Source organism: Streptomyces sp. WAC06614 (assembly GCF_003949795.1).
Lineage (GTDB): Bacteria > Actinomycetota > Actinomycetes > Streptomycetales > Streptomycetaceae > Streptomyces.
Genome location: NZ_RPRY01000401.1, coordinates 1 through 5,548, shown reverse-complemented (window position 1 = coordinate 5,548; position 5,548 = coordinate 1). Strand labels below are relative to the sequence as shown.

4 protein-coding genes are annotated in these 5,548 nt (G+C 75.0%); 2 read left to right on the top strand and 2 right to left on the bottom strand.

All coding sequences use genetic code 11. The features are described from left to right. Nucleotides 1-214 precede the first annotated feature (214 nt). The gene (locus EF918_RS31710) at nt 215-844 is read right to left on the bottom strand and encodes an LPXTG cell wall anchor domain-containing protein (protein ID WP_125652368.1); all 630 of its coding nucleotides are present in this window, start codon (nt 842-844) and stop codon (nt 215-217) included. A gap of 257 nt (nt 845-1,101) precedes the next feature. Beyond that, nucleotides 1,102-2,463, bottom strand: a complete 1,362-nt coding sequence (locus EF918_RS31705) for an FAD-dependent oxidoreductase (RefSeq protein WP_125652367.1) — start codon at nt 2,461-2,463, stop codon at nt 1,102-1,104. 367 nt (nt 2,464-2,830) lie between these two features. Here EF918_RS31705 and EF918_RS31700 point away from each other — a divergent pair, with 367 nt between their 5' ends. Both EF918_RS31700 and EF918_RS31695 read left to right on the top strand, forming a co-directional pair. Then, nucleotides 2,831-4,564 carry a histidine kinase gene (locus EF918_RS31700; protein WP_125652369.1) on the top strand — a complete coding sequence of 578 codons (1,734 nt, stop codon included), beginning with the start codon at nt 2,831-2,833 and terminating at the stop codon, nt 4,562-4,564. Further along, nucleotides 4,561-5,247: a response regulator transcription factor gene (locus tag EF918_RS31695; RefSeq protein WP_125652366.1), complete on the top strand. Its 687-nt coding sequence runs from the start codon at nt 4,561-4,563 to the stop codon at nt 5,245-5,247. Before EF918_RS31700 ends, EF918_RS31695 begins: the two co-directional genes overlap by 4 nt. The last annotated feature ends 301 nt before the right edge of the window (nt 5,248-5,548 follow it).

Below are 5,548 nucleotides of genomic sequence, written 5' to 3'. Positions count from 1 at the left end.
AGGTGGATAAGCGGCAGCCCCTGGACCCCACGGGGACCACCGGCTGACCCTGGGGCACCGCACACGCGCACGGGCGAGGGCCCGGCCGGGAGTTCCGGCCGGGCCCTCGCCCGTGCGTGTGGGTGCGGAGCTGCCCGCGGGGGATGGTGAGGGCCGCCGACGGCCCCGGCGCGGTACGTCGTGCACCGTGCCGGGGCCGGTCGGCGTACGGGGATCAGGCCCGGCTGCGGCTGCGGCGGGCCAGCGCCAATGCGCCGGCACCGGCGAGCATCAGGGCGCCCGCACCGACCAGGAGGGCGGTGTTGTCGCTGCCGCCGGAGCCCGTCTCGGCCAGCTCACCCGTCCGGCCGGGGGCCGGGGTCGGCTTGGCCGGGGCGGAGGTGCTGCCGCTCGGGGTCGGCGTGGGCGTCGGCGTGGGCGTGGGCGTCGGGGAAGCCGGCTTCGACGGGGTCGGCGTCGGGGTGGGCTTCGGGCTCTCCGGCGTCCTGGGCAGGCAGGCCGGGTAGGAGCCGAGCGTGACCTTGTCGGTCAGGGTCTCCTTGTCGGAGACGACGGCGGTGACCGTCCAGACCACACCGGCCTTGGTGTAGGGCACGGTGACCTCGGTCCTGCTCTCGCCCTTGACGCTGCCCTTGACCGGCTTGGACCCGTCGGAGGCGGTCAGTTCGAAGTCCACGCCCTTGGGGTACTTGTCGGCCACGGTGAGGACCACCTTGCCCGTCTCGTTGCGGCACTCGGCCGCCAGCGTGATGCTCCCGGGGGGCCAGGCGGCCGCGGTGCTCACGGTCGCGCCCGTGATCAGCGCGGTGGCGCTGAGCACGATCGATGCCCGAAGGCGGTTCATGGTGACTCCTGTCGCAGATGAGCGGATCCTCGGCGCGTGCGAGAAGCGCCAGCAGCAGGAACGGGGGCGGAGCCCCCGCGAGTTCACACCATGGCGGGCAGCGCCGCCCGGCCGGTCGGAGCCGGCCGGGCGACATGAGGCCCCGAAGCAGACGTCAGGGCGTCAGGGCGACAGGACGTCGCGACGTCGGGACGTCGGGACGTCGGGACGTCGGGACAGCAGGCGTCAGGGCGTCAGGCGCCGCTGGCGTCAGGGCGTCAGGCGCCGCTGGCGTCGAGCATGCCCTCGCGCTCGACGATCTTGACCCGCTCGCGCCCCTGCGGCTCGCCCAGGGCCTTCTCGGCGGCGTCCAGCCGGTACCAGCCCTCCCAGGTGGTGTACCGCACGCCCCGCTCGGCGAGGAACTCCTCGACGGCCTCGGGCGCGGGCGCGGCCGGGGTGAGCAGGCGGCCGGCGGCGTGGTCGGCGAGCAGGTTCGCCACCGTCTCGTTCGCATCGCCCTTGGTGTGCCCGATCAGGCCGACGGGGCCGCGGCGGATCCAGCCGGTGACGTAGGTGGACGGCATGTGCTCCCCGGCCTCGATCACCCGGCCGCCCTCGTCGGGAACGGTGCCCGACGCGACGTCCCAGGGCAGCTTGGGCAGTTCCTCCGAGAGGTAGCCCACGGCGCGGTAGACGGCCTGGACGTCCCAGGTGGTGAACTCGCCGGTGCCCTTGACGTTGCCGGTGCCGTCGAGGGCGGTGCGCTCGGTGCGCAGGCCGGTGACCTTGCCGTCCTCGCCGACGATCTCCGCGGGCGACTCGAAGAAGTGCAGGAACAGCTTGTGCGGGCGGTCGCCGGTGTCGCGGATCGCCCAGTTCTCCAGGGTCTTGGCGACCATGTCCGTCTGCTTGTTCTTGCGCCGCTCGGCGATCGAGCCCTCGTCGTAGTCGATGTCCTCGGGGTTGACGATGACCTCGATGTTCGGCGAGTGGTCGAGCTCGCGCAGCTCCATCGGGCTGAACTTGGCCTGCGCCGGGCCACGCCGACCGAAGACGTGGACCTCCACGGCCTTGTTGGCCTTCAGGCCGTCGTGGACGTTCGGCGGGATCTCGGTGGGCAGCAGCTCGTCGGCGGTCTTGGCGAGGATGCGGGCGACGTCGAGGGCGACGTTGCCGACGCCGAGCACGGCGACCTTCTCCGCCTCCAGCGGCCAGGTGCGCGGGACGTCCGGGTGGCCGTCGTACCAGGAGACGAAGTCGGCCGCGCCGTAGGAGCCGTCGAGGTCGATGCCGGGGATGTCGAGGGCACGGTCGGCCATGGCGCCGGTGGAGAAGATCACCGCGTCGTAGAACGAGCGCAGGTCGTCGAGGGTGACGTCGCCCGGGTAGTCGACGTTGCCGAAGAGGCGGACCTGCGGCTTGTCGAGCACCTGGTGCAGGGCGGTGATGATGCCCTTGATGCGCGGGTGGTCGGGGGCCACGCCGTAACGGATCAGGCCGAAGGGCGCCGGCATCCGCTCGAAGAGGTCGATGGACACGCCCGGTTCGGCCGCGGCCTCGGACTTCAGCAGCGCGTCGGCCGCGTAGATCCCGGCCGGGCCGGCACCGACGATGGCTACGCGCAGGGGGCGAGGCATGGCAGATTCCCTTCGAACGTCACAACACGATCAAAGAGAACCGTAAGCTAAGGCTAGCCTAAGCAGGCACTCGGGTTCGCTTTATGACCCCATAAGCTGAACTTATGACTTCCCAAGGCTGACCTTTCTCCGCCTTCCGGCAGAGGGAGGATCCTCCCGCAGGCTCAGGTCCCGCTCTCCCCCGGCACCGATACTGGGCTGCGTGCCCCCCATCAGCCCGTTCCGTCGTTTCGCCCGGTATCTCCACCGGCCCTCCCTGCCGTCCGGGAACGGGAACCTCCCCGTCCAGGCGCACGGCACCGTGCCCGTGACCGGCGCGGCGGCGCAGACGGCCGGGGTGCTGCTCGCGGGGCTGGGCGTGTACGCGATGGCCGGACACCTCGGCGACCTGCCCCGCCCGTACGTCCAGCTGGCCGCGCTCGCCGCCGGGGTCGCGCTGTTCCCGCTGCGCCGCCGCTTCCCCGCCCCGGTGCTGCTGACCCTCGCCGTCCTGACCGGACCGGCCCCGTGCGTCGGGCCCGTCACGGCGGCGACGGCGTACGCGGTGGCCCGGCGCACCGCCCGCGCCCGCACCCGGGCGCGGCTGCTCGTCGCCGCCGGCGGGCTGCTCGTGCTCTGCGCGACGGTCGCCGCGCCGTGGACCGGGCCCGGCGAGGCCCTCTACGGACTCGGCCTCGGCCTGGTCCTCGTCCCGGCCGTGGTCCTCGTACCGGGCCTGGCCGGGACCGCGTACGGGCAGCAGGGCCGGCTGCTCCAGGCGCTGCGCGAGCGCGGGGACGCGGCCGAGCAGGCCCGCCGGCTCGCCGAGAGCGAGGCCCGCACCCACGAGCGGTCCCGGATCGCCGCCGAGATGCACGACCTGGTCGGCCACCGGCTCAGCCTGATCTCGCTGCACGCGGGCGGGCTGGAACTGGCCCTGGACCGGGCCGCTCCGGAACTGCGCGAGGAGGCCGTGCTGGTCCGGCGGACCACCCGCGACGCCATGCGGGAGCTGCGCCAGGCCCTCGGGGTACTCGGCCCGCTCGGCCGCGACACCGGCCCGGACGCGCTCACCGACGCCACCGGCACCCGCGCCGACGTCGAGGCCCTCGTGGACGGGTCCCGGGCCGGCGGGATCGCCGTACGCCTCGACTGGACGGGCCCGGACCTGGACACGTGCCCGGCCGGGGTGCGCCGCGCGGTCCACCGGGTGGTGCGCGAGGGCCTCACCAACGTGCACCGGTACGCCGTGGCCGCGCACGTCGTCGTGGCGGTCCGCCACGACGACGGCGGCGGCGTACGCGTCTGCGTGCGCAACGGCGCACCCCCGCCCGGGTCCGCACCGGCGGCCACCGGCCTGGGCACCGGCCGTGGCCTGGCAGGCCTGCGGGAACGCACGGCACTCCTCGGCGGCACCCTCACCGCCGGCCCCCTTCCGGCCGGCGGCTTCGACCTGACCGCCACCCTCCCGACCACCCCGGGCACCACGGATCCGCCCGCCCGGGGAGGCGCCGGCCCGGGCGCCTCGGCAGCCCCGGACACCGCGGCGGGTACGGGAGCCACGCGAGGCGCCGCCCCGGGCACCCCGGCCGAGCCGGACACCGCCGCCCGTGCCGGGGTGCCCGGCCCGCACGCCGGCCGGGCCACCGGCGCGGACACGGCCGCGGCCACCGCCGCGGACACCGACGCGGCGCCCGGGGCGGCCGAGACGCCCGGGGCGCCCGGGGCCGGGCGGCGGACGGTGGAGGCGCTCACGCTCGCCTCCGGGCTGGTCGGCCTGTGCGTGCTGATGGTCATCGGGATCACCTTCGTCCACGCCTACCGCCCCCACCCACCGTCCGGACCGGCACCGTTGCCCCGTATCGGCATGACCTACGCCGAGGTCGCCCAGGACGGGATCCTGGACAACGCGGCGGTCCGCGCCGCGGCCACCGGCCACGAGCCGGCCCGCCCCGCCGGGGCCGTCGGCTGCATCTACCCGTTCAACGGCGCGACCGAGCGCCACGGCCCGGGAGCCCTGACGATCGCCCGGTACTGCTTCGACGCCGGACACCGCCTCCTGTCCATCGACCGCTTCACCGTCCCGTCCGTCCGGGACACCACGCCCTGGGAGAACCCGTGACCCGACCCGCCGCACCGATCCGCGTCCTGCTCGCCGACGACGAGGAGATGATCCGGGCCGGGGTCCGGCTGATCCTGCGGCACGCCGACGGGATCGACGTCGTCGCCGAGGCCGCCGACGGGCAGCAGGCCGTGGCGGCGGCCGCCGCGCACCACCCCGATGTGGCCCTGGTGGACATCCGGATGCCGGTGCGCGACGGCCTGGCCACCATCGCCCCGCTGCTCGCCCTCGATCCGGCGCCACGGGTGGTGATGCTGACGACGTTCGGCGACGAGGACAACGTCCTGCGGGCCCTCCAGGAGGGAGCGGCCGGCTTCCTGCTGAAGGACGAGGGGCCGCAGGAACTGATCAGCGCGGTCCGGGCGGCGGCCGCCGGGGACGCCGTCCTCTCGCCCGGGGTCACCGGCTCGGTCATCGCCCGGATGCTGCGCGCCGACGGGCGCGGCCCGGACGGCGGCTCGGGCTCCGCGGCGCCGGACGAGCGGATCGCCCGGCTCACCGGCCGGGAGCGGGAGGTCCTCGCGATGCTCGGCGAGGGACTGTCCAACCAGGACATCGCGGGGCGGCTCGGCATCGGGATCGGCACGGTCAAGACGCACGTCGGGGCGATCCTGGAGAAGACCGGCTCGACGGGCCGGGTGCAGGCCGCCCTCCTCGCCCACCGGGCCGGGCTGGCCTCGTGACCCGCCCCGCCGCACGGCGAGCGCCGCGCCGCCCGCTCCTCTGCCCCACGGCAGAGGAAGCGGCCGCGCAGCCTCTGCCGAAGGTCCGGGGGAACGGCCCGGCCCCTTCCTACCGGTAGAGCTCAACTCCGCCCCACAGGACGACGTTTCCGCAGGTGAGCGCCATGAGGATGGTTGCGTCCCCCGGTCCGGGGCACGTCCTGCGCGCAGGGTGCGCCCCCTGGACCGCCGTATCCCAGGCGGAGCATCCATGTCGCAGTCACCCTCGCACCCCCATCCCCACTCCCAGCCTCACTCCGAC